Below are 22,100 nucleotides of genomic sequence, written 5' to 3' on the forward strand. Positions count from 1 at the left end.
TTCCCGGTGTTACTTATGAGTTACTCCGGGCCGAGGTGTCCGTCCGTGGCCCGTTGGCCGGAATTCTCTCCTGACGGTGGGGCGGTTGGTCCCATTGGGGTGGCAGTTGTGGGTAATGCTCCAACTGGCGTTATTCCCTATGGTGTTTTCCGATATCTGATCGACAATTCCGACGCGCGTAGACATGCCGAAAAGCCCGTTTCCGGCCGGGAATCGGGCTGATGGCCACTCAGGGGCGAGGGCTGGGGCAGGGGCAGGGGCAGGGTCGGCGCGGGGCGGGCGCCGGTCGGTGCCGGGTCAGTCGGCGAAGTCGCCCGCGTACGGGTCGGGCTCGCCCGTCTCGGGGTTGCGGCCCTCCTGCCAACGGCGCTGGGCCTTGCGCCAGTGCACGAAGCTGAGGTGCCCGCCGTCCCAGAAGGTGATGCTGACGGGGCTGACGTCGAACTCGTCGGAGCAGAGCCGGTAGAGGAATTCGGCCATGCCGTACGGGTAGAGGGCGAACGGGTCCGCGGTGTGCCGCCCTACGACGAGCACCGGCCACCGGTCCGGGTCGGGGTCGTCGGTCAGCCAGCACAGGATGTCGGAGCCGCCGGTGACGCCCCAGGCGATGATCGATCCGGGGTCCACGTCCAAGGCGGCCCGGCCGCCCTCGGCCTCCCACACCTGCCGGGCGTTCTCGGTCTCCTCGGCCATCTCGGCGGGAGCCCACTGGAGTCCCGGCTTCGGGAGCGGCAGCAGGATGCCGGCTTCGCCGTTGATGGAGCCGGAGCCGAAACGGCCCATGAACGCGATGAAATCGGACGGGAACCGGGTCCCCCAGACCGCCTCCGCGGCGGGCCAGTCGATGTCCTCGTCGGCGCCGTGCGTCGCGGGCATGATCTGCTCCAGCGCCTTGACCGCAACGTTCTCCGTCATGCCGCTCCCCTGCCACCCCAGCTCAACCGCCCCAACCTACCCCCGGGGCGTCTCCTCGCCTAGGTCCGGCCGTCAAACCAGCGGTGGACCACGCGGGACTTCGACGACGGGCCCGGTGCTGTGGCCGGGAAGGTCTGCCGGGCGTCGCGACCTGGTGGACCTTTCTGGTCACAGCACTAGCGGTCGTCCCGCTCGGCGGCCCGTACTTCCACGCGGGTTCCGGGGCGCAGGTTCCAGTCCGCCATGGCGCCGGCCGCGGCCTCCAGGACGTGGCGCGAGCGCGGGCGGGGCAGGCCGAGGCGGCCGGGGGGCATCGTGGTCACGGCGATGACGGTGAGGTTCCGGTCGAGGTGGGCCACGTCGATGGCGAAGCGCATCCGGAAGGTGTGGACGCTTGCCGCCGGAGTGAGCAGCAGGGCCCCGGTGATCGTCTCCCGGCCGAGCAGGCCGCGGGTGCGGGCCCGGTAGGAGGCCGCGATCTCCAGCGGGACCTCCACGAAAGACCCCGCCGTCCCCGGCTCCCCGGCTCGCGGCGGTCCGCAGACCCTGAGGGTGGCTCCGCCGTCCGTCCAGTGCCGCCTGATCGCCATGCCCGCCAGGGTAGGCGCCGATGCGCCCCGCCCCATGGGCCCTGGGGCCCATGCCCCCGTGGCCCGGCGGGGCCTACGGTCGGCTGATGGGCCTGGTCGTGATCATCCTCGCCGCCGTCTACGGCGTGACCGGCGGGCTGCTCTTGCCCCGCGCCGCCTACCGGCTGTCGGTGGAGCCGGACCGGCCCTGGCGCGACCGCTGCCCCGAGGGCCACCCGCTGCCCGGCTGGCTCGGCCTCGCCCGCTGCCCGGGAGGCCCGGAAGGCACCGGAGGCCCGGAAGGCACCGGAGGCCCGGAAGACCCGGAAGGCCCGCAAGACCCCGCGCGAACGCCCCCGGGCGGCAGGCCGTCACCCGCGCGGCCGCATCCGTACGGGCCCTCCTCCATCCGCACCGCCGCGCTGAGCGGCGCGGTCTGCGCCGCCCTCGCCGCCGCCGGCGGCCCCCGCCCCGAGGTGGCCGCCTTCGTGGCGCTCGCACCCGCACTGGTCCTGCTCGCCCTGGTCGACCTCGCCGTGCACCGGCTGCCCGACCCGCTGACCCTGCCGCTCGCCGCGCTCACCGCCGCACTGCTCGGCGGCGCGGCCCTCCTGCCCCGCGCCGCCGGATCGTGGCGGCTCGCCCTGCTCGGCGGGGCGGCGCTCGGAGCCTCGTACCTCGTGCTGTTCCTGATCAACCCCGCCGGGATGGGCTTCGGCGACGTCAAGCTGGCGCTCTCGCTCGGGGTCGCTCTTGGGTGGTACGGGTGGGGGGTATGGATCGCCGGAACGTTCCTGGGCTTCCTCTACGGCGCCTCGTACGGCCTCGCCCTTGTGCTGCGCGGCCGCGGGGGGCTCAAGGCGGCCATCCCGTTCGGCCCCTTCATGGCGGCCGGCGCACTCACCGGAGTGCTGCTGGGCGGATTCGGAGCGTAATCGTTTCGCGCCGATGCACGCAGGACGCTTTACGAAGGGTTATGGTGGAACCCCCCCCTCGGGCCGGTCCGTATCCCCCCCACGGACCGGCCCGTTTTTTGTTTTCCCCCGCCCCCGCGAGCACCGACGCAAAGGCGCAGGTCAGTACCGCGGGGGCGAGAGAGCCCGTCAGCCCCGCTGGGCCCAGATGTTCGTCCCCGGGGTCGAGACGGCGTAGGAGTCGATCTCCTCCAGTTCCTGCGCGGTCAGCGGCGGACCTGCCAGCGCGGCCACGTTCTCCTCCAGCTGAGCCACGCTCGACGCGCCGATCAGCGCCGAGGTCATCCGGCTGTCCCGGAGCACCCATTTCAGCGCCAGCTGCGCCAGCGACTGCCCGCGCCGCCCGGCGATCTCGTTCAGGCCGTTCAGCCGCCGCACCACGTCGTCCGAGAGCAGGCCCGGGTCCAGCGACTTGCCCTGGGTGGCCCGCGAGCCCTCGGGGATGTCCTTGAGGTACTTGCCCGTCAGCAGCCCCTGCGCGAGCGGCGCGAAGGAGATGCATCCCATGCCCGCCTCCTCCAGGACGTCCAGCAGCCCGTCCTCCTCCGTCCAGCGGTTGATCAGGGAGTACGAGGGCTGGTGGATGAGGGGGCGTACTCCCATCTCCACGAGGATCCGCGCCGCCTCGGCCGTCTGCTCGGCCGTGTACGAGGAGACGCCGACGTAGAGCGCCTTGCCCTGCTGCACCGCGGACGCGAGGGCGCCCATGGTCTCCTCGAGCGGGGTCTCGGGGTCGAAGCGGTGCGAGTAGAAGATGTCGACGTAGTCGACGCCCATCCGCCCCAGCGAGGCGTCGAGCGAGCCGAGCAGGTACTTGCGGCTGCCCCATTCGCCGTACGGGCCTTCGTGCATCAGGTAGCCGGCCTTGGTGGAGAGCACCAGTTCCTCGCGGTGGGACGCGAAGTCCTGCGCGAAGACCTTGCCGAAGTTCAGCTCGGCCGAACCCGGCGGCGGACCGTAGTTGTTGGCGAGGTCGAAGTGGGTGACGCCGAGGTCGAAGGCCCGGCGCAGGATGGCACGCTGCGTCGCCAGCGCCTTGTCGTCGCCGAAGTTGTGCCACAGGCCGAGGGAGACGGCGGGGAGCTTGAGGCCGCTGCGGCCGGTGCGGCGGTACTCCATGGAGTCGTAGCGCGAGGGCTCTGCCCGATAGGGATTGGTATCAGTCACGTTGTCCTCCCTATCACGGAGCTGTGACCGGCCGAGTTGGGTACCCGATCCCGGCGCGCAGTAATGTGGCGGCTCGGGGGTAGGGACCGCAATCCGCACGGGGGATCGCACGGAGGGGCTGGAAGATCGTGAAGCTGCGCGACCTGGTGTACAGGCTCTACGCACGCCGGGTGGAAGGCCGCCTCGACCACGACGCGTCGCCCAAGCACATCGGCGTGATCCTTGACGGGAACAGGCGCTGGGCGAAGGCGTCCGGAGGCACGACGGAGCAGGGCCACCAGGCCGGCGCCGACAAGATCTCGGAAATGCTGGGCTGGTGCACCGAGACGGACGTCGAGGTCGTCACCCTGTGGATGCTGTCCACCGACAACCTGGACCGGCCGGAGGTCGAGCTCCGCCCGCTGCTCAACATCATCGAGAACACCGTGCGCGGCCTCGCCGCGGACGGCCGCTGGCGGGTCCACCACGTCGGCAACCTGGACATCCTCCCCGCCGGGACCCAAACGGTGCTCAAGGAGGCCGAGCAGGCCACGCACGACGTCGAGGGGATACTCGTCAACGTCGCGGTGGGCTACGGCGGCCGGCAGGAGATCGCCGACGCGGTCCGCTCGCTGCTGCTGGAGCACGCCGAGAAGGGCACCTCGTTCGAGGAGCTCGCCGAGGTCCTGGACATCGACCACATCGCCGAGCACCTCTACACGCGCGGCCAGCCCGACCCGGACCTGGTGATCCGCACCAGCGGCGAGCAGCGGCTGTCCGGTTTCATGCTGTGGCAGAGCGCCCATTCGGAGTACTACTTCTGCGAGGTCTTCTGGCCGGCCTTCCGCAAGGTCGACTTCCTGCGGGCCCTGCGCGACTACGCCGCGCGCCACCGCCGGTACGGCACCTGAGCCACGGGACCTGACGCCCCCTCGGGCCCCTGCCGGGGCCACCCTCCGCCGTCGCGAAGCCTTCACCAGCGGTTCACCGAGCGTCCGTCATATGCCATGGCATGGGCGCACCGGTTCGAGGGCATACCCCTAGCAGGTCGACGCCCGATCCACGGGTGTCGAGTCTCAGCGGACGGCATGGGGCCGTCCGCCCGGGAGGCCCTTTGCACCAGGACGCGCGTGCGGTTCGCACGGGACGTAGTGGAGGGCCGGAAATCGGCCCACGCATGGGTGCCGATGACCGGTCCGGTCTTCATGGCCCGACCTCTTCCGAGGGGGTACGTCCTTCCGTGGTGACCAGCACAAAGCGCCGCCTGCCCGACAGGCGGACCTACGTCCTCGACACCAGCGTCCTGCTGGCAGACCCCAACGCGGTATCCCGCTTCGAGGAGCACGAGGTCGTGCTCCCCATCGTGGTGATCACCGAGCTGGAGGCCAAGAGGCACCATCCCGAACTCGGCTACTTCGCGCGCCAGGCCCTGCGCCTGCTCGACGACTTCCGGGTCCGCTACGGTCGCCTCGACGCCCCCATCCCGCTGGGCGATCTGGGCGGCACCCTGCGCGTCGAACTCAACCACTCCGACCCCGGCGTCCTGCCCGCCGGCTTCCGCCTGGGGGACAACGACTCCCGCATCCTGGCCGTCGCCCGCAACCTCCAGGCCGAGGGCTACGACGTCACGGTGGTCTCGAAGGACCTGCCGCTGCGCATCAAGGCCTCCTCCGTGGGGCTGCTCGCCGAGGAGTACCGGGCCGAGCTCGCGATCACCGACAGCGGCTGGACCGGCATGAGCGAGCTCGCGCTCTCCGGGGAGCAGGTCGACCTGCTCTTCTCGGAGGAGCGGCTCTACGTACCGGAGGCCGCCGAACTGCCGGTCCACACGGGGCTCGTCCTGCAGTCGGAGCGCGGCAAGGCCCTCGGTCGCGTCACGGCGGACGGCAACGTCCGCCTCGTACGCGGCGACCGCGAGGCCTTCGGCCTGCACGGCCGCAGCGCCGAGCAGCGCATCGCGCTGGACCTGCTGCTCGATCCCGAGATCGGGATCCTCTCCATGGGCGGCCGGGCCGGCACCGGCAAGTCGGCGCTGGCGCTGTGCGCGGGCCTGGAGGCGGTGCTGGAGCGCAGGCAGCACCAGAAGGTGATGGTCTTCCGGCCGCTGTACGCGGTGGGCGGGCAGGACCTCGGCTACCTGCCGGGCGACGCCGCCGAGAAGATGAGTCCCTGGGCGCAGGCGGTCTTCGACACCCTCTCCTCCGTCGCCGGGCGGGAGGTCATCGAGGAGGTGCTGAACCGCGGGATGCTGGAGGTCCTGCCGCTCACGCACATCCGGGGCCGTTCGCTGCACGACGCCTTCGTGATCGTGGACGAGGCCCAGTCGCTGGAGCGCAACGTCCTGCTGACCGTGCTGTCGCGCATCGGCGCCAACTCGCGGGTCGTCCTGACCCACGACGTGGCCCAGCGGGACAACTTGAGGGTCGGCCGGTACGACGGGGTGGTCGCGGTCGTTGAGAAGCTCAAGGGGCACCCGCTGTTCGCGCACGTCACGCTGACGCGTTCCGAGCGTTCCCCGATCGCCGCGCTCGTCACCGAGATGCTGGAGCAGCTGTGACGGGCCGGGCCCGTCGGCCCTGACGGCAAAAGGGGCAGAAACCCCATAGGTGCACGATGAGTTGGCGCCGCCCGGCAAAGGTCCAGCAGCCTAGCCGGGCGGCGTCGTGCTGCACAGGTCTTCCCTGAAATCAGGGGCGTTCAGGCAGGTGTGACCTTTCCCACGCAACGTGGAATTGCCCTGCGGCGTCGCGGTCCGGCAGAGTCTGCTTTCCGTCAGGCCCCGCATACGGCACTCTCCTCCGGACCTCGTCCGGGGGTACCCCGGTACCTCTCACGAGGTACATGCATGACAACAACTCCAGAGCCGGTCGCCGTATGCCGCCCGAGCTAGCCGGCAGCCCCCGCGAGGGAGTTGCCCCGGGTCCGCGCCTCCAGTGACCGCAGATTCATGGAGGCCAGTGTCGAGGGGCACTATTGCGCCCGCGCGGTCACTGCGGACGCTGCTGGAAGGACACCGTGTGAGCCGGATCTCGGTCCGGGGGTTCGCAGTGGCTTCGGCCACCGCGGTCACCACCGTCGGCGCAGTCGTAGGCGTTGCAGCGGGCGACGCCACCCCGAACGACCTCGAAACGACCGCCGCCGGAACGACTCTCCTCACTGACATCCCGGTCGGCGACCAGGCTCAGGTCCAGAGCGCGTCCCTGACGCAGCAGGCCGATGCCATCGCCCACGCCGCCGACGCCGACGCCAAGCGCTCGGCAGAGGAAGCGGCGCGCGTCCAGGCGGCGCAGGACGCCAAGGCGAAGAAGACGGACGCCGAGGCGGCGGAGGCCAAGAAGAAGGCCGAAGAGCAGGCGAAGAAGCGCGACGCGGAGCAGGTCGCCAGCCGCTCCGCGACGCGCAGCGCCGGAGACTTCGCCGTCCAGGGCTCCTACACGGTCGCCCAGGTCAAGGACATCGCCCGGCAGATCGTGCCGGCCGGCCAGTTCCAGTGCTTCTCCAACATCATCAACGAGGAATCGACCTGGAACTACCAGGCCGTGAACTCCTCCTCGGGCGCCTACGGCCTGGTGCAGGCGCTGCCCGGCTCCAAGATGGCCTCCGTGGGTGCCGACTGGCGCACCAACCCGGCCACGCAGATCCAGTGGGGCCTGAACTACATGAACGACCGGTACGGCAGCCCGTGCAGTGCCTGGAGCTTCCACCAGAGCAACGGCTGGTACTGAGTCTCCGAGGCCGCCCGGGGATCCCGGCCGCGGCGGACAACCTGGGGGAGCCCCGCACCGTCCTACGGTGCGGGGCTCCCGCGCGTGTACGGTCGGGCGAGTGTGTCCGCGGGCCGGGGGAAAGGGAAAGACATGACGAAGAGGGCAGGTTGGCTCGGCCGGCTCGGCAGAGGGCTCAGTCAGATCGGCGCGCGCCTCGACGAACGGCGGGCCGAGGTCGAGGCGGAGACCGCCGTCGACGTCCCCGGTGCCGTCCCGGCTACGGTCCCCGTCCGCGTGCCCGTCTCCGTCGACGGGGCGGTGCCCGCGGCCGCGCCGGGTGCGGGCGGTGACCCGGGCTGGCGCGAGCGGCCCGACCCCGTGACGGTCATCCCGTGGGGCATGCGGGTCGCGGCCGAGGCCAGTTGGCGGCTGCTGCTGCTCGCCGGGATGCTCTGGGTACTGATGAAGGTGATCAGCGAGGTCCGCCTCGTCGTCCTCGCCTTCTCCGCCGCCCTGCTGGTCACCGCGCTGCTCCAGCCCTTCGTGGTGCGGCTGAGGCGGCTCGGGCTGCCGCGCGGGCTCGCCACGGCCGTGACCGCGATCCTCGGCTTCGTCGTGATCGGGCTGGTCGGCTGGTTCGTGGTCTGGCAGGTCATGGAGAACCTCGACACCCTCTCCGACCGGGTCCGCGAAGGCATCAACGAACTGAAACTCTGGGCGTTGGACAGTCCGTTCCACGTCACCGAGAAGCAGATCAACGACATCGCCAAGAACCTCACGGACACCATCGGCACCAACACCGAGCAGATCACCTCCGCCGGCCTGCAAGGCGTGACGGTCCTCGTCGAGGTGCTGACGGGCATCCTGCTGTCGATGTTCTCGACGCTCTTCCTGCTCTACGACGGCAAGCGCATCTGGACCTGGGTGCTCGGCCTGGTCCCGCGCGCGGCCCGGCCCGGGGTGGCGGGCGCCGGTCCGCGCGCCTGGCGCACGCTGACCGCGTACGTCCGCGGCACCGTGCTCGTCGCCCTCATCGACGCGGTGTTCATCGGCCTCGGTCTGTACTTCCTCGACGTCACGATGGCGGTGCCGCTGGCCGTCTTCATCTTCCTGTTCGCCTTCATCCCGCTCGTCGGCGCGGTGGTCTCCGGGGCGCTGGCCGTGGTGGTGGCGCTGGTGACCCAGGGACCGTTCATCGCGTTGATGGTCCTCGCGGTGGTGCTGGCGGTGCAGCAGATCGAGGGGCACGTGCTCCAGCCGTTCATCCTGGGCCGGGCGGTACGGGTGCACCCGCTCGCGGTGGTGCTGGCGGTGGCGGCGGGCGGAATGGTCGCCGGCATCGGCGGCGCAGTGGTCGCCGTACCGCTGGTCGCCGTCACCAACACCGTGGTGGTGTTCCTGCGGGCCTACTCGCGCGACCAGCAGCGAGCGGCGATCGCGACCGCGGCGACGGGCCCGGGCCCGCACGGCGCCACGGCCCTGCCCCAGCACGCCGAGCAGGACGAGAGCGCGAACGCGTAGGGCAACGCCCAAGGCCCCCGCAGCCGGTGGACGGCGGCGGGGGCCTTGGCGGTCGTGCGCGTACGGGGGTGCCTACTCGGCGGCGAGGGCGTCCTCGGCGTCGAGGGTGACGGCGACGGCCTGGATCACCGAGGCGATCTTGAAGGCCTCCTGGACGGTCTCGCGGCCGACACCGGCCTTGCGCAGCACCTGCTCGTGCGAGTCCAGACACTGGCCGCAGCCGTTGATCGCGGAGACCGCCAGCGACCACAGCTCGAAGTCGACCTTCTCCACACCCGGGTTGCCGATGACGTTCATCCGCAGGCCCGCGCGCAGGGTGCCGTACTCCGGGTCGGACAGCAGGTGCCGGGTCCGGTAGAAGACGTTGTTCATCGCCATGACCGCGGCCGCGGACTTGGCGGCGGTGTACGCCTCCGGCGACAGCGCCGCCTTCGCCTCCGGCTCCAGCTCACGCAGGACGCGCGGGGAGCGGGCGGCGATCGCGCAGGCCAGAACGGTGCCCCACAGCTGCTGCTGCGGCAGGTCGCTGTTGCCGATGACCGAACCGAGGTTCAGCCTCAGGTCCTTGGCGAAGTCCGGGACGGCGGCCTTGAGGGAGTCGAGGGACATCGTCACTCACCGGCCAGCAGCGCGCCGGCGTCCAGGGTGCCCTCGCCCTTGTTCCAGTTGCAGGGGCACAGCTCGTCGGTCTGCAGGGCGTCGAGGACCCGCAGGACCTCCTTGGGGTTACGGCCCACGGAACCGGCGGTCACCATCGTGAACTGGATCTCGTTGTTCTGGTCGACGATGAAGACGGCGCGCTGCGCGAAGCCGTCCTCGCCCTGCACGCCACAGGCCTGCATGAGCTCGTGCTTGGAGTCGGCCAGCATCGGGAAGGGCAGGTCACGCAGGTCGGCGTGGTCCTTGCGCCAGGCGTGGTGGACGAACTCGGAGTCGCCGGAGACGCCGAGGATCTGCGCGTCGCGGTCCTGGAACTCCTCGTTGAGCTTGCCGAAGGCGGCGATCTCGGTCGGGCAGACGAAGGTGAAGTCCTTCGGCCAGAAGAACACCACGCGCCACTTGCCCTCGTAGGTCTTGTGGTCGATCTGCGCGAACTCGCTACCGGCTTCGAGCGAGACGCAAGCGGTCAGATCATAGGTGGGGAACTTGTCACCGACAGTGAGCACGTGCACTCCTTGCGGACAGGAAAGTACCCTTTTTGAGGGCTTTCCAAGGGGTTGGACGGATCTCACATGCTGGCACAGCTGCATTGATTACAGAAATAGCTACTCTTGTGCCTGGTGATCGGAGGTGCCTATCAGTGGCTATCGGTAATAGGGGAGCGAAGCTCGGGCCGAAGAACGGTTCGGCCAGGCAGGCGACGCTCGCGCAGCTGCGCGCCTTCGCGGCCGTCGCCGAGCACCTGCACTTCCGGGACGCCGCCGCGGCGATCGGGATGAGCCAGCCGGCGCTGTCGGGCGCCGTCTCCGCCCTGGAGGACGCCCTCGGTGTCCAGCTGCTGGAGCGCACCACCCGCAAGGTGCTGCTCTCCCCGGCCGGTGAGCGGATCGCCGCCCGCGCGCGGGCCGTGCTCGACGCGATGGGCGCCCTGCTGGAGGAGGCCGAGGCGGTGCGCGCGCCCTTCACCGGGATGCTGCGGCTCGGCGTGATCCCCACCGTGGCCCCGTACCTGCTGCCGACCGTGCTCGGGCTGTTCCACCGCCGCTACCCCCGGATGGACCTCCAGGTGCACGAGGAGCAGACGGCGTCGCTGCTGGAGGGGCTGGCCGCCGGACGGCTCGACCTGCTGCTGCTCGCGGTGCCGCTCGGCGTCCCCGGCGTCACCGAACTCCCGCTGTTCGACGAGGACTTCGTACTGCTCGCGCCCCGGGAGCACCCCCTCGCGGGGCGCAGGGACATCCCGCGCGAGGAACTGCGCGAACTGCAACTGCTGTTGCTCGACGAGGGCCACTGCCTGCGGGACCAGGCCCTGGACATCTGCCGGGAGGCCGGGCGCACGGCCGGGGCGGACGTCACGACCACCGCCGCCGGGCTCTCCACGCTCGTGCAGCTCGTCGCCGGGGGACTGGGGGTGACGCTGCTGCCGCGTACGGCGCTGCGCCTGGAGACCGCCCGCAACGAGTACCTGGCCACCGGATACTTCGCCGAGCCGGCCCCCTCGCGGCGGATCGCGCTGGCCATGCGGACGGGCACGGCCCGCCAGGAGGAGTTCACGGCGATCGCCGCCTCCCTGCGCGAAGCCGTACGCCCGCTCCCGGTCTGGCCGACCGACCAGACCTGAGCCGGCTCCCGCACCCGCCCGGCCCGTTCAGGACTCGGGATCGGCCCGGGGCCGGCCGCGGGGCGGGATCGGGGCCGCGCCGCCCGGAAGACGGCCCGACTCGGCGAGCGCGCGCCGGAGCAGGAATTCGATCTGGGCGTTCGCGCTGCGCAGCTCCTCGCCCGCCCAGCGCGCCAGCGCCTCGTACACCTGGGGGTCCAGCCGCAGCAGCACCTGCTTGCGCGCCTGGCGCCCCGCACGCGCGCCCCGCTCCGGCTCCTCGGCCGGGCCGGGTCCGGAGCGGGGCGCGCCGCCGGCGGGACTCACTGGTAGAGCGTGCCGGTGTTGAGGACGGGCTGGGCCGCGCGGTCGCCGCACAGGACCACCATCAGGTTCGACACCATGGAGGCCTTGCGCTCCGGGTCCAGGTCCACGATGTCCTCCTCCGCCAGGCGGGTCAGGGCCAGCTCCACCATGCCCACCGCGCCCTCGACGATCTCCCGGCGGGCCGCCACCACGGCCCCGGCCTGCTGGCGCTGGAGCATCGCGGAGGCGATCTCGGGAGCGTACGCGAGGTGCGTGAAGCGGGACTCGATGATGTGCACGCCCGCGGCCTCCACGCGGGTCGAGAGTTCGTCCGCGAGCTTGCGGGTGATCTCCTCGGCGTTGCCGCGCAGCGAGAGGCCGCCCTCTTCGTGGGCGTCGTAGGGGTACTCGATGGCGATGTGCCGCACGGCCGTCTCGGTCTGCGTCTCGACGAACTCGGTGAAGTCCTGGACCTCGAACACCGCGCGGGCCGTGTCCTCTACCCGCCACACCACGACGGCCGCCAGCTCGATCGGGTTGCCGTACGCGTCGTTGACCTTGAGGACGTTCGTCTCGTGGTTGCGGACGCGGGTGGAGACCTTCTCGCGGCTGGTCAGCGGGTTGACCCAGCGCAGGCCCTCCTGCCGGATCGTCCCCCGGTAGCGGCCGAAGAGCTGGACGACCCGCGCCTGCCCGGGGGCGATCGTGTTGAGCCCGCTCATCGCGAAGACGGCCAGGACGCCCAGCAGGATGCCCGTCGCGATCAGTGCCACCTTGAGGGCGTCCGCTTCCATCAGCGAGCCGAGGAACACCAGGCCGGTGCCGCCGGCGAGGCCCGCGAGGCCGAGCAGCAGCGCCGGGCCGCCGCCGATGCTGTGGGCGGCGAACTCCCTTATGGCGCCCGGAGATCCGTCGATCGCGCCGGATTCCGTCGCCGGTGCCGTGGTCATGGTGTGCCCCCGTATGTCGGTGATGCCCGGCCCGGTTCGGCCGGAGCTTCTAGCAAAGTGATATCACTTTTTGCTCCCGCCGCAACCCTCCGGGCCTCAAGTGCGTCGGTTCCAGTGGTGTGGGTGCTGATTCTCACGTCCGAAATGACCGGAATTGATCAGGGTTAGTCAACCTTTGTCACAGCCTGCGGTGTTAGTTTTCTGAGCTGACGTCGGGGGGGTAATCGAGCGGAGCGGGAGCGATGGGCCGAGCAGAAGCGCGACGGGCGCAGCAGCAGCGCGGTGCGCAGAAAGCACCGAGCGGGCACCCAAGCGGGCGCGCGGGCAAGGCGTCCGGTAAACGCACCGGCATACGCCGCTTCTTCACATGGAAGAAGATCCTCGGCGCCTTCTTCGGGACGATCCTGCTCCTGATACTCGGAGCGGTCGCCGCCTACTTCATGGTGGAGCCGCCGGACCCCCGCAACGACGCGGTGCTCCAGAGCAACACCTACAAGTACGCCGACGGCTCGATCATGGCGCGCACGGGCGAGAAGAACCGTGTCATCGTCCCGCTCGACAAGATCCCCGAGGACGTGCGGACGGCGTTCATCGCCATCGAGAACAAGTCCTTCTACAAGGACAGCGGCGTCGACCTCATGGGCGTGGGCCGCGGCCTGTTCAACACCCTCCGGGGCAAGGGCACGGCCGGCGGTTCGACGATCACCCAGCAGTACGTCAAGAACTACTACCTCACCCAGGACCAGTCGGCGTCCCGCAAGCTCCGCGAGCTGGTGATCGCCATCAAGGTCGACCAGCGCATGTCGAAGGACGACATCCTCGCCGGCTACCTCAACACCAACTTCTACGGCCGCAACGCCTACGGCATCCAGGCCGCGGCCCAGGCCTTCTACGGCGTCGACGCGGACAAGCTGACCCTCGCGCAGGGCGCGTACCTCGCCGCCGTCATCCAGGCCCCCAGCCAGTACGACCTGGCGTTCGCGGGCCCCAACGGCAGGCACCTGGTGAACGTCCGCTTCAACGCCGTGCTCGACAACATGGTCGAGATGGGCAAGCTGGACCCCGCCACGCGCAAGACGATCCAGCTGCCGGAGCCCATCAAGCCCAAGCCCGCCCCCGGGATGGACGGCCAGAAGGGCTACCTGATCGAGGCCGCCAACGCCGAGCTCAACCGCCACAACGTCACGGACGCCCAGATCACCGCCGGCGGCTGGACGATCACGCTCAACGTCGACAAGAAGAAGCAGGCCGCGCTGGAGAAGGCCGTCCAGGACAAGCTGGAGTCCCAGCTCCAACGCAAGAACGTCCAGGAGCGGCCCCAGGACCAGAGCGTGCAGGCCGGCGCCACCTCGGTGGACCCGAAGACCGGCGCGATCGTGGCCATGTACGGCGGCACGGGCCTGAGCGAGAAGTACAACAGCAACGCGCTGCGCAAGGACTACCAGCCCGGCTCGACCTTCAAGCCGGTCGTGCTGGCCACCGCGCTGGAAACCGGGGCGACCACCCAGGACGGCCGCAAGATCACCCCGAACACCCTCTACGACGGCACGAGCAAGCGCCCCGTCGTCGGCAGCCCCGTCGCGTTCGCCCCGCAGAACCAGGACGACCGCAACTACGGCGACCCGATGCTCACGGTCCAGGCGGCCACCAACTCCTCCGTGAACTCCGTCTACGCCCAGATGATCGTGGACGCCAAGCCGGCCTCCGTGAAGAAGCAGGCGCTCGCCCTCGGCATGCAGGACCGCGACGGCTGGCCCGAGGACAAGCCGGCCATGTCGCTGGGCACCATGAGCGCCGACACCGTGGAGATGGCCGGCGTCTACGCCACCTTCGACAACCACGGCAAGAAGGTCACCCCGACCATCGTCAAGAAGGCCGAGCGCAAGGACGCCACGTACAACCCGGGCAGTCCCATCGGCGGCCAGGTCCTCAGCCGGAAGACCGCCGACACCGTCACCAAGGTGCTCACGGGTGTGGTCCGGGACGGCTCCGGCAACGCCGTCGCGAGCGACGCCTACCAGGCGGCGGGCAAGACCGGCACCACCGAGTCCAACGTGGCGGCCTGGTTCACGGGCTACACCCCGGAGCTCGTCACCGTCGTCGCGATGTTCGGTGAGGACCCCAACACGCACAAGCAGGTCACCCTGACCGGTACCGCCGGCGGCGGCCGCGCGGGCGGCTCCAGCTTCCCCGCCGAGATCTGGAAGGCGTACACCACCTCCGCCCTCAGCGGTGTGAGCACCGACGAGTTCGACCTGTCGGACGCCGACATGGGCCCCAGCCAGGCCCCCACCCGCACCGCCGTCCCCACGAAGGACGCGAGCCCGACCTCCGGCGCCACCGGGACCAAGTCGCCGACGACCACCACCAGCCCGACCAAGACGGCCGACCCGACCGGCCACACCAAGGACCCGACGAAGACCGCCGACCCGACGAAGCCGACGAAGGACCCGACGAAGACCGCGGACCCGACGAAGTCGTTCCTCTTCCCGCCGCCGCCGCAGGAGCAGCAACAGCCCTGACGGCCCCCTGAACGTGAAACCGCCCCGTGACGTGATCGTCGCGGGGCGGTCGCGTCTCCCGGCCGAAGTGCCTCAGCCGGACTCGCCGCGGGGCAGCGTGAGTTCGAACCAGACGACCTTTCCGCTGCTCAGCCGGGTGGCACCCCACCGGCGGGCCATCCGGTTGACGAGGAACAGGCCCCGGCCGCCCTCGTCCGTGTCCCGGGCCCGGCGCTGGCGCGGCAGCTGCGGGGAGTCGTCGCCGACCTCGCAGCGCAGCACGTCCGTCCTCAGCAGACGCAAGGTCACGGGCCGCTCGGCGTACCGGACGGCATTCGTCACCACCTCGCTGACCAGCAGTTCCAGGGAGTCCTGTAGTTCCTCCAGGCCCCAACGGGCGAGCGCCCGGCGGGCGAAGCGGCGGGCCCGCCCGGGAGCGGTCTCCTCCGGGTCCAGGAACCAGTACGCCACGTCACTGGGCGCGATCCCGTCGAAGCGGGCCGCCAGCAGCGCGATGTCGTCGTCCCGGTCGCCGGGGCCGAGCATGTCCAGCACGTCGTCGCACAGCGCCTCCAGCGGTGGCGGATGGTCCACGCCGGTCAGCTGCGCGGTGGTGGCCAGCCGCTCCCGCAGCTGCTCGATGCCGGTCCAGACGTCACGGAGGCGGGACTCCACCAGCCCGTCGGTGTACAGCAGCAGGGTGGCCCCCGCCGGAGCGTCCAGCTCCACCGCCTCGAAGTCCACCCCGCCGACGCCGATGGGGGCGCCCGGCGGTACGCGCAGCACCTCCGCGCGCCCACCCAGGTGCAGCAGCACCGGCGGCGGGTGGCCGGCGTTGGCGATGGTGATCCGGTGCGAGACGGGGTCGTAGACCGCGTAGAGGCAGGTGGCCATCCGGTCGGAACCCAGGCGCTGCGCCTGCTCGTCCAGGTGGTGCAGGACCTCCGCGGGCGGCAGGTCGAGCTGCGCCAGGGTCTGCGCCGTGGTGCGGAGCTGCCCCATGATCGCGGCGGAGGTCATGGAGTGGCCCATGACGTCACCCACGACCAGCGCGACGCGGCTGCCGGGCAGCGGTATGGCGTCGTACCAGTCGCCGCCGACCCGGGCCGTCTCGGCGGCCGGCAGGTAGCGGGAGGCGAGGCGGACCCCGGTGGGCTGGGGAAGGCTGTCGGGGAGCATGGTGCGCTGGAGCTCGTCGGCGATGTACGCCTCGCGGCCGTACAGCACCGCCTTGTCGATGCCGAGCGCGGTGTGCGTGGCCAGCTGGGCCGCGACCAGCAGGTCGTTGGTCTCGAAGGCGGGCCGCTCCGGGGTGCGCAGGAACACCGCCGCGCCGATCACCCGGCGCCGCCCGCGCAGCGGCGCGAGGATCGCCCGCTGCCCGCGCGGGACGGGGTGGTCGCCGCCCAGTAGCTCCGACAGGGCGTCCTTCGCGGCGACGGAGGACCCGAACACGGGGCGGACGCCGCGCAGCACCTCGGCGAGCGGGCCGCCCGGCCGGATCTCGCACAGCTCGGACGCGGGCAGGTCACCCTGCGGGCCGACCAGCGGCAGACGGCTGAAATCGAGTTCGCCGCCGGACCCGGCCGTCCCGCTGAACTCACCGCCCGTCAGGTCGTCCAGGGGCCGGAGCCGGTCGGTGCGGCGCAGCCTTAAGACGACCGGGCCGACGGGACGCTCGTCGCCGACCGGCAGCGGATCGCGCAGGTAGACGAGGATGGCGTCGGAGAACGTCGGCACGGTGGCCCGGCACAGGCCGAGCACGATCTCGTCCAGGTCGATGCCGCGCGCGATCCGGCGGGTGGCCGCGCCGACGAAGCGCAGCCGGTCGCCCTCGCGGCGCGCGGCGGTGACGTCCGCCGTCCCGCCGCCCGGCCCGGCCGAACCGGCCCCGACGGTGCCCGCGCCGCTCACCGCGGACGTCCCGTCGAGCGCCGCACGGGCGCCGCCCGCCGTACCGCTGCCGCCGCCCTTGCCCGCGCTGCCGCCCCGGGGCCGGGGCAGTCCGGCGGACCGGCCCGGCGTGCGGGCGCCGTCCGGGTCGCCGGCCGTGTTCTGCGCATGCGTGCGCACGGCCTCGGCGGCCACGATCGGGGCCTTGCCGTGGCCGGCGTCATCCGTACCTCCGCCGGAGGCGACGGGCTGCGGGCCCTCCTGGGAGGTGGGGTACTCCGTCACGCGTGGATTTCCGTCCGTTTGCGCTCGATGTGCGCTGCACTCAACTCGGTTCAGTCGCGGTATACCCGCTCAGCGGCAGGGGCACCACCGCCCCGCGGTTCCGCGTCCCGCTCGTTACCTCACCTCGCGTCGGTCCGGCGCCCAAGTCCCGTGCGCGGCACGTCGATTACGGATGCTCAGCCCGGCGGAGGACGATCCTACGGTTGAACCCCGGGGGCGCATCAAGGGTCTCATGACGTCATATGCGCCGGGGTGCGGTCCCACTCCTCGGGCAGTACCGGAACCGGCCAACGTGGATCGGGGCGCCAGTCCTGCCAGGCGTCGCGGAACGGCGGCCCCCACTCCTTGACGACCTCCACCGCCGCGCGGCCCGCGTCCTCCACCCGGCGCGCCAGCGCGGGGTCCATCAGCCCGACCCGCCGCGCCTGCGCGAACTCGTCCTCGTCGCGCCACACCCAGCTGCGGTCGGGGTACACGCAGATGTCGAGGAAATGGTCCACGGAGTCAACGCCGCCGGACCACCGGGTCCGCGGCTCCTCCAGGTTGACGTACCAGTTCTTGAACCGCCAGCCGTGCTCCCAGAACAGCCACACCGACCACGGCTCCCCGGGCCTGGCCAGTTTCAGCACCCCCGCCCCGAACCAGCGCGAGCGTGCGGTGGTGCGCGGCGCGGTGTAGCGGGTGGCGAGGGGCTCTTCGTGCACCGGGGTGCCGTCGGCGAGCACCGGCTTGACGCATTCGGTGCCGGGCGCCATCCACACCGCCAGCAGCTCGGCGGTGTCCTGCACCACCGTCACCGGCCGGCAGATGTGCACGGGGCCCCGGCGGCCCGGGGCGTGGTCGCGGTAGCGCCAGAGGATCTGCTCCCCGGGCGCCCAGCGCGTGTCCGGCGTCCCACCGTGCGTGGCGCCCCGCGCGGGGCCGTGCGCGTCGCGGTCCCCGCGGCCTCCGGTACCTGTCATGCGCAGATCTTAGGGCGGGTGCCCGTCCCTGTGCTGCGGTGCAGGTCACGGCCTCGTCCGGGGACGGGAAACGACCGGATCCGGACCCCGTCCCCGGGGTGTTCAGGGCCGGGTCATACCCAGCACGTCCAACGCCTCGTCCAGCTCCGCGAGGGTGAGGGCGCCCCGTTCGACGTAGCCGGATTCGAGCACGACCTCCCGGATCGTCTTGCGCTCAGCCAGGGCCCGCTTGGCCACCTTGGCGGCCTCCTCGTAGCCGATGTAGCGGTTCAGCGGGGTCACCACGGAGGGCGAGGACTCCGCGTACTCCCTGGCCCGCTCGGAGTTGGCGGTGATCCCGTCCACCGTCCGGTCGGCCAGCAGCCGGCTCGCGTTGCCCAGCAGCCGGATCGATTCGAGCAGGTTCCGGGCCATCAGCGGGATCATCACGTTGAGCTCGAAGTTGCCGGACGCGCCCCCCACGGCGACTGCCGCGTCGTTGCCCGTCACCTGCGCTGCCACCATCAGGACGGCCTCCGGGATGACCGGATTGACCTTCCCCGGCATGATCGAGGACCCCGGCTGGAGATCCGGGAGATTGATTTCGGCCAATCCGGTGCGCGGGCCCGAGGCCATCCAGCGCAGATCGTTGCAGATCTTGGTGAGGGAGACGGCGACCGTACGGAGCATCCCCGAGGTCTCCACCAGCGCGTCCCGGGCGCCCTGGGCCTCGAAGTGGTCCCGCGCCTCGGTCAGCGGCAGTCCCGTCGCGGCGGCCACCTCCGCGATCACCGCGGCGGAGAACCCGGGCGGGGTGTTGATCCCGGTGCCCACCGCCGTGCCGCCCAAGGGCAGCTCGGCGAGCCGGGGCAGGGCCGCGCGCAACCGCTCGACGCCGTGGCGCACCTGGGCCGCGTACCCGCCGAACTCCTGGCCGAGGGTGACCGGGGTGGCGTCCATCAGGTGCGTACGCCCGGCCTTGACCACCTCCGCGAACTCGGCGGACTTGCGCTCCAGCGCGACGGCGAGGTGCTCCAGTGCCGGGATCAGTTCGCCGGTGACGGCGGCGGTCGCCGCGATGTGCACGGAGGAGGGGAAGACGTCGTTGGAGCTCTGCGAGGCGTTGACGTGGTCGTTGGGGTGCACCGGGCGGCCGAGCCGCTCGCTCGCCAACGTGGCGATCACCTCGTTGGTGTTCATGTTGGACGAGGTCCCGGACCCGGTCTGGAACACGTCGACGGGGAAGTGCTCGTCCCAGCGGCCGTCGGCGACCTCCTCGGCGGCGGAGCGGATCGCCCCGGCGACGTCCTCGTCCAGGACGCCGAGCCGGGCGTTGACCAGCGCGGCGGCGGCCTTGATGCGGGCCAGGGCGGCGATGTGGGCGCGCTCCAGCCGCTGGCCGGACACGGGGAAGTTCTCCACCGCGCGCTGGGTCTGGGCCCGCCACTTGGCGTGTGCGGGTACCCGTACCTCGCCCATGGAGTCGTGCTCGATCCGGAACTCGGCGGGGTCCTGTGCGGGCTGCTGATCGTCGGTCATGTTCGTAGCCTCCTCAAAAAGTTGAGCAATTGTCTTGTTAGAAGTGTTCCCAACTCCCCTACCGGCCAGTAAATACCGGGGGTAACACTGATATCGGGGAGGCGTTCATGGCACGTGCACGTACGAAACCCAGGCTCAGATCTACCTTCGCCGCCGTCGCGGCGATCGCGGCCGCCCTCGGGGGCGTCACCGCCATCACCCCCATGGCCCAGGCGGCACCCGTCGCCGGACCGGCCGCCACCCCCCTCTCGCCCGAACTGGAAGCCATCCGGGCGGCCGAGGCCACCAAGATCTACGGGGACCCGGCCGTCCGTCCGCTCGCCGACCGCAAGACCGGCCTGATCTCGCTCGGCGACAGCGAGATTTCGGGCGAGGGCGTCGGCAACTACGACCCCGCCACCAATACGTCCGCCAACCAGTGCCACCGCTCGCCCGACTCCGCCATCCACCGCACCGGCATCCCGGCCGACCTCACCTTCAACGTCGCCTGCTCCGGCGGGTACACCGGCAACATCCGCATCGGCGGCAGCAAGCAGTACCCCGACGAGCTGGTGCAGAGCGACAACCTGGCCATCAAGGCCCGCAACACCCGCATCAAGATGGTGCTGCTGGTCGCCGGCGCCAACGACGACCTCCAGTTCGGGCCCGTCATGACGGACTGCGTCACCCGCTGGGTGCTCAGCCAGGGCGCCTGCGAGCCCAAGTACGGCCCCGGCTGGCAGGCCCGCGTCGACGGCCTCAAGCCCAAGGTGGAGGCCACCGTCGCGGACCTCAAGACGGTCATGCGCGAAGCGGGTTACGCCGACTCCGACTACAAACTGGTCGTCATGGGCTACCCGAGCCCCATCGGTCCCGACTTCAACGACAACCCGAACTTCCCCGGCAAGCTCCCCGGAGGCTGCGCCGGCTACGACTCCGACGCCGCCTGGGGCCGCAACTACGCGGTACCCACGTTCGAGAAGGGCATGCGCGAGGCGGCCCTCGCCTCCGGCGCCACCTACCTGGACGACTCGCGGCTCTTCCACGGCCACGAGGTGTGCATGGAGGACGCCTGGGCCCGCGGGCTCTACCTCGACCTCGGGGACCACTTCCCGTGGGACGAGAACACCGCCCGGCAGTCCTTCCACCCCAACTACCGGGGCCACGGCGCCTTCGCCTCCTGCCTCACCCAGCTCTACAACTCCGGTCTGCGCGAAGCCTCCTGCGCAGACCCGGCGAGCACGGGCACCCCGGTCCTGACCGCCGGCGCCTGGGACTCCCTCTACCGGCCCCTCAAGAACGAGGCCACCGGCAACTGCCTCGACACCTTCGGCGGGTCCAGCGCCAACGACACCAAGGTGGTGGGCTGGGACTGCCACGGCGGCCGCAACCAGGGCTGGTGGTACGACGCCACCCGCAAGGCCCTGCACACCGAACTGACCCAGGACCGCTGCCTGGACGCCCCCGGCGCCGGCTACGGCAACGGCACCGCCCTGATCATCTACAACTGCCACGGCGGAGCGAACCAGCAGTTCGTCCGCGACGGCGCCACGCTGCGCCCCGCGGCCGCCCCCGGCATGTGCCTGACCGTCGCCGCCCCGCACGAACCGCTGCGCCTGCAGACCTGCAACGGCTCGCCCAACCAGCGCTTCGTCTGACCCGCCCCCGCACACCCCCCACACCCGGCCGGTCCCCGGCCGGGTGTCCTCATCGCCCTCGACGCCGCTCCGGCCGCTCCGGCCGCTCCACGAGTGCCCTCACCTCGCGGGGGCGGTTGGTGATCAGCGTGTCCACGCCCAGGCGCAGGCACAGCTCCACGTCCTCGGGCTCGTCCACCGTCCACACCCGCACCCCGAGCCCCTTGGCCTTGAGCCGCCCCACCAGCCCCGGGTCGCGCCGCACCAGGTCGATGCCCGGGCCGGCGTGCGTGGCGTACGGCGGGCGCAGGGGGCGCAGCGGCCGCTCGATCAGGTACACGGCGGGCAGGCCGGGCGCGAGCCGGTGCAGCCGGGTCAGGGCGGTCCGCGAGAAGCTCATCACCTCGATGAGGCCGTCCCTGCCGTCGGCGAGCCCGTGCTCCTTGAGCACCCGTACGAGTTCGGCCTCCAGCCGGCCGCCGGCGCGGGTGGGGTGCTTGGTCTCGACGGCCAGCCCGACGGGCCGTCCGGCGGCCAGCGCCTCCTTGAGCAGGTCCTCGAAGAGCAGCACCTGCGCCCCGCGGTGCTCCTCGCCCTTCCACCGGCCGAAGTCGAGCGCGGCCAGCTCCTCGTACGTCATGGCGGAGACCACCCCGCGCCCGTCCGAGGTCCGCTCCACCCGCCGGTCGTGCACGCACACGAGCCGCCCGTCGGCACTGAGCCGCACGTCGCACTCCAGCGCGTCGGCCCCGTCGGCAATGGCCTGCCGGTACGCGGCCAGCGTGTGCTCGGGGTGCTCGAACGAAGCCCCGCGATGGGCGATGACCCGGATCGTGCGACCGGTGCGGAGGGGGGACGTCACAGTCATACGGGGATCCTTGCGAACCGGGATGAACGGGAAGCCACCTCCCCGCCACCCCGACGTTAACCGACCCCGCCCCACCACCCGCCCGCGCCCCGCCCACCCGCCCGGGGCG

General features: G+C 71.4%; 19 protein-coding genes. 8 read left to right on the plus strand and 11 right to left on the minus strand.

The annotated features are described in order from the left end of the window. Positions 1 to 297: 297 nt before the first annotated feature. Positions 298 to 915, minus strand: a complete 618-nt coding sequence (locus IE207_RS07405; protein WP_190183208.1) for an SMI1/KNR4 family protein — start codon at positions 913 to 915, stop codon at positions 298 to 300. Positions 916 to 1,091: 176 nt separating this feature from the next. Beyond that, positions 1,092 to 1,505: a DUF192 domain-containing protein gene (locus tag IE207_RS07410; RefSeq protein WP_190183209.1), complete on the minus strand. Its 414-nt coding sequence runs from the start codon at positions 1,503 to 1,505 to the stop codon at positions 1,092 to 1,094. A gap of 86 nt (positions 1,506 to 1,591) precedes the next feature. Here IE207_RS07410 and IE207_RS07415 point away from each other — a divergent pair, with 86 nt between their 5' ends. Then, positions 1,592 to 2,419, plus strand: a complete 828-nt coding sequence (locus IE207_RS07415) for a prepilin peptidase (protein ID WP_190183210.1) — start codon at positions 1,592 to 1,594, stop codon at positions 2,417 to 2,419. 168 nt (positions 2,420 to 2,587) lie between these two features. On the opposite strand, the gene mgrA is transcribed toward IE207_RS07415, so the two are convergent. Next, positions 2,588 to 3,625, minus strand: coding sequence for an L-glyceraldehyde 3-phosphate reductase (gene mgrA / locus IE207_RS07420; protein ID WP_190183211.1), 1,038 nt, complete (start codon positions 3,623 to 3,625; stop codon positions 2,588 to 2,590). A gap of 128 nt (positions 3,626 to 3,753) precedes the next feature. On the opposite strand from mgrA, the gene IE207_RS07425 reads away from it, so the two are divergent. The 4 genes from IE207_RS07425 (at position 3,754) to IE207_RS07440 (ending at position 8,832) form a co-directional block, all read left to right on the plus strand. Further along, the gene (locus IE207_RS07425; RefSeq protein WP_136216151.1) at positions 3,754 to 4,515 is read left to right on the plus strand and encodes an isoprenyl transferase; all 762 of its coding nucleotides are present in this window, start codon (positions 3,754 to 3,756) and stop codon (positions 4,513 to 4,515) included. 329 nt (positions 4,516 to 4,844) lie between these two features. After that, a complete protein-coding gene (gene phoH2, locus IE207_RS07430; protein WP_190183212.1) occupies positions 4,845 to 6,161 on the plus strand; it encodes an RNA 5'-3' helicase PhoH2 in 1,317 nt (438 codons plus the stop codon). A gap of 460 nt (positions 6,162 to 6,621) precedes the next feature. After that, positions 6,622 to 7,329 carry an aggregation-promoting factor C-terminal-like domain-containing protein gene (locus IE207_RS07435; RefSeq protein ID WP_190183213.1) on the plus strand — a complete coding sequence of 236 codons (708 nt, stop codon included), beginning with the start codon at positions 6,622 to 6,624 and terminating at the stop codon, positions 7,327 to 7,329. Positions 7,330 to 7,461: 132 nt separating this feature from the next. Continuing rightward, on the plus strand, positions 7,462 to 8,832 hold the full coding sequence (locus tag IE207_RS07440; protein ID WP_190183214.1) for an AI-2E family transporter: 1,371 nt from the start codon (positions 7,462 to 7,464) through the stop codon (positions 8,830 to 8,832). 72 nt (positions 8,833 to 8,904) lie between these two features. Here IE207_RS07440 and IE207_RS07445 read toward each other — a convergent pair whose 3' ends face one another. Continuing rightward, entirely contained in the window at positions 8,905 to 9,441 is a 537-nt protein-coding gene (locus IE207_RS07445) for an alkyl hydroperoxide reductase (protein WP_190183215.1), read from the minus strand. A 2-nt stretch (positions 9,442 to 9,443) separates the two neighbouring features. Further along, a complete protein-coding gene (locus tag IE207_RS07450; RefSeq protein WP_030159560.1) occupies positions 9,444 to 9,998 on the minus strand; it encodes a peroxiredoxin in 555 nt (184 codons plus the stop codon). A gap of 134 nt (positions 9,999 to 10,132) precedes the next feature. On the opposite strand from IE207_RS07450, the gene IE207_RS07455 reads away from it, so the two are divergent. Further along, the gene (locus IE207_RS07455; RefSeq protein ID WP_190183216.1) at positions 10,133 to 11,113 is read left to right on the plus strand and encodes a hydrogen peroxide-inducible genes activator; all 981 of its coding nucleotides are present in this window, start codon (positions 10,133 to 10,135) and stop codon (positions 11,111 to 11,113) included. 27 nt (positions 11,114 to 11,140) lie between these two features. Here IE207_RS07455 and IE207_RS07460 read toward each other — a convergent pair whose 3' ends face one another. Continuing rightward, positions 11,141 to 11,419: a type II toxin-antitoxin system antitoxin gene (locus IE207_RS07460; RefSeq protein ID WP_229873444.1), complete on the minus strand. Its 279-nt coding sequence runs from the start codon at positions 11,417 to 11,419 to the stop codon at positions 11,141 to 11,143. Beyond that, positions 11,416 to 12,348, minus strand: coding sequence for an SPFH domain-containing protein (locus IE207_RS07465; RefSeq protein WP_190183218.1), 933 nt, complete (start codon positions 12,346 to 12,348; stop codon positions 11,416 to 11,418). Before IE207_RS07465 ends, IE207_RS07460 begins: the two co-directional genes overlap by 4 nt. A 242-nt stretch (positions 12,349 to 12,590) precedes the next feature. Here IE207_RS07465 and IE207_RS07470 point away from each other — a divergent pair, with 242 nt between their 5' ends. Next, positions 12,591 to 14,870, plus strand: coding sequence for a transglycosylase domain-containing protein (locus IE207_RS07470; protein ID WP_190183219.1), 2,280 nt, complete (start codon positions 12,591 to 12,593; stop codon positions 14,868 to 14,870). A 72-nt stretch (positions 14,871 to 14,942) separates the two neighbouring features. Here the strand turns inward: IE207_RS07470 and IE207_RS07475 are convergent, their stop codons facing one another. The 3 genes from IE207_RS07475 to IE207_RS07485 form a co-directional block, all read right to left on the minus strand. Beyond that, entirely contained in the window at positions 14,943 to 17,027 is a 2,085-nt protein-coding gene (locus IE207_RS07475; protein ID WP_190183220.1) for a SpoIIE family protein phosphatase, read from the minus strand. 230 nt (positions 17,028 to 17,257) lie between these two features. After that, positions 17,258 to 17,989 carry a cytidylyl-2-hydroxypropylphosphonate hydrolase gene (gene fomD, locus IE207_RS07480; RefSeq protein WP_190183221.1) on the minus strand — a complete coding sequence of 244 codons (732 nt, stop codon included), beginning with the start codon at positions 17,987 to 17,989 and terminating at the stop codon, positions 17,258 to 17,260. Between the two features lie 102 nt (positions 17,990 to 18,091). Next, positions 18,092 to 19,507, minus strand: a complete 1,416-nt coding sequence (locus IE207_RS07485; protein ID WP_190183222.1) for a class II fumarate hydratase — start codon at positions 19,505 to 19,507, stop codon at positions 18,092 to 18,094. Between the two features lie 107 nt (positions 19,508 to 19,614). On the opposite strand from IE207_RS07485, the gene IE207_RS07490 reads away from it, so the two are divergent. Then, a complete protein-coding gene (locus tag IE207_RS07490; protein WP_190183223.1) occupies positions 19,615 to 21,144 on the plus strand; it encodes a ricin-type beta-trefoil lectin domain protein in 1,530 nt (509 codons plus the stop codon). 49 nt (positions 21,145 to 21,193) lie between these two features. On the opposite strand, the gene IE207_RS07495 is transcribed toward IE207_RS07490, so the two are convergent. Next, positions 21,194 to 21,991 carry a glycerophosphodiester phosphodiesterase gene (locus tag IE207_RS07495; protein ID WP_190183224.1) on the minus strand — a complete coding sequence of 266 codons (798 nt, stop codon included), beginning with the start codon at positions 21,989 to 21,991 and terminating at the stop codon, positions 21,194 to 21,196. Between the last annotated feature and the right edge of the window lie 109 nt (positions 21,992 to 22,100).

The sequence above is a fragment of the Streptomyces cirratus genome (assembly GCF_014650775.1).
Classification (GTDB): Bacteria; Actinomycetota; Actinomycetes; order Streptomycetales; family Streptomycetaceae; genus Streptomyces; species Streptomyces cirratus.

Bases quoted from the DNA above. Each gene is read 5' to 3' on its own strand.
- IE207_RS07405 (WP_190183208.1), bottom strand. From the start codon at position 915: ATGACGGAGAACGTTGCGGTCAAGGCGCTGGAGCAGATCATGCCCGCG.
- IE207_RS07410 (WP_190183209.1), bottom strand. From the start codon at position 1,505: ATGGCGATCAGGCGGCACTGGACGGACGGCGGAGCCACCCTCAGGGTC.
- IE207_RS07415 (WP_190183210.1), top strand. From the start codon at position 1,592: ATGGGCCTGGTCGTGATCATCCTCGCCGCCGTCTACGGCGTGACCGGC.
- IE207_RS07440 (WP_190183214.1), top strand. From the start codon at position 7,462: ATGACGAAGAGGGCAGGTTGGCTCGGCCGGCTCGGCAGAGGGCTCAGT.
- IE207_RS07445 (WP_190183215.1), bottom strand. From the start codon at position 9,441: ATGTCCCTCGACTCCCTCAAGGCCGCCGTCCCGGACTTCGCCAAGGAC.
- IE207_RS07465 (WP_190183218.1), bottom strand. From the start codon at position 12,348: ATGACCACGGCACCGGCGACGGAATCCGGCGCGATCGACGGATCTCCG.
- IE207_RS07470 (WP_190183219.1), top strand. From the start codon at position 12,591: ATGGGCCGAGCAGAAGCGCGACGGGCGCAGCAGCAGCGCGGTGCGCAG.
- fomD (WP_190183221.1), bottom strand. From the start codon at position 17,989: ATGACAGGTACCGGAGGCCGCGGGGACCGCGACGCGCACGGCCCCGCG.
- IE207_RS07485 (WP_190183222.1), bottom strand. From the start codon at position 19,507: ATGACCGACGATCAGCAGCCCGCACAGGACCCCGCCGAGTTCCGGATC.
- IE207_RS07490 (WP_190183223.1), top strand. From the start codon at position 19,615: ATGGCACGTGCACGTACGAAACCCAGGCTCAGATCTACCTTCGCCGCC.
- IE207_RS07495 (WP_190183224.1), bottom strand. From the start codon at position 21,991: ATGACTGTGACGTCCCCCCTCCGCACCGGTCGCACGATCCGGGTCATC.